The organism is Methylobacterium trifolii, from assembly GCF_022179685.1.
Classification (GTDB): domain Bacteria; phylum Pseudomonadota; class Alphaproteobacteria; order Rhizobiales; family Beijerinckiaceae; genus Methylobacterium; species Methylobacterium trifolii.
On record NZ_BPRB01000386.1, the window covers coordinates 1 to 1127 of the forward strand.

1 protein-coding gene is annotated in these 1127 nt (G+C 72.9%); it reads left to right on the top strand.

What is annotated here, in order from left to right; translation table 11 throughout:
* A partial coding sequence (locus COGEMETH_RS24930) for a polysaccharide biosynthesis/export family protein (protein ID WP_238185352.1) occupies positions 1–1122 on the top strand: 1122 nt, incomplete at its 5' end.
* Positions 1123–1127: the final 5 nt, after the last annotated feature.

The window sequence follows — 1127 nt, forward strand, 5'->3', positions numbered from 1 at the left end:
GGCTGTTCGGTCCTGCCTGCGGCGGGACCGACGGCGCGTGCGATCGAGTCGGGCGCGGAGGTGGCCACGCCGGACGGGCTGTTTGCCCGCTACGAGATCCTCGACATCACGCCGGCCGTCATCGAATCCCTGCGCGGGCGCCCGCTCGACAGCCTGCTCGCCTCCTTCGGCGACCACCGCCCCTCCGTCGAGGCCGTGATCGGCGTCGGCGACTTCGTGGCCGTCTCGATCTGGGAGGCCGGCTCGGGCGGCCTGTTCTCCGGGCCGCTGGTGGCCGACCGCTTCTCGGCCGGCTCCAAGTCGGCGCTGATCCCCGAGCAGGTGGTCGGGCGCGACGGCGCCATCTCCGTGCCGTACGCCGGCCGCATCCAGGTGGTCGGCCGCCGCACCCAGGACGTCCAGACCCTGATCGAGAGCGAACTGGCCGGCAAGGCCATCCAGCCCCAGGTCCTGGTCGCCGTCACCAAGCCGGTCTCCCAGGCCGTCACCGTCACCGGCGAGGCCGCCCCCGGCGCCCGCCTGCCCCTCTCGGGCCGCGGCGACCGCCTGCTCGACGTGGTCGCCTCCGCCGGCGGCGTGCGCGCCCCCGTGGCCGAGACCTTCGTGCGCCTCTCCCGCGGGCCCGTCACCGCCACCGTGCCCCTGACCACCGTCGTCTCCAACCCGCGCGAGAACATCTACCTGCGCCCCAACGACGTGCTCACCCTGGTGCGCGACCCCCAGACCTTCCTGGCGGTCGGCGCGGTGGGCACCGCCACCGAGATCCCGTTCGCCGCCGAGGGCATCACGCTCGCCCAGGCGCTGGCCAAGGCCCGCGGCCTCTCCGACTTCCAGGCCGACCCCGCCGGCACCTTCATCTTCCGCTTCGAGCCCGCCGCCGTGGTCCGCCGCCTCAACCCCGGCTCCAAGCTGCTCGGCACCCCCCTCGTGCCCGTCGTCTACCGCATCGACATGCGCGACCCCAACAGCCTGTTCACCACACAGGCCTTCCGCATGCGAAACCGCGACCTCGTCTACGTCTCAAACGCCCCCTTCACCGAACTCCAGAAGGTCCTCGGCGTCTTCTCCCAGGTCACAGGACCCGTCGCATCGGCCGCCGCCGTCTACGCATACGCCAAGTAGCGCCG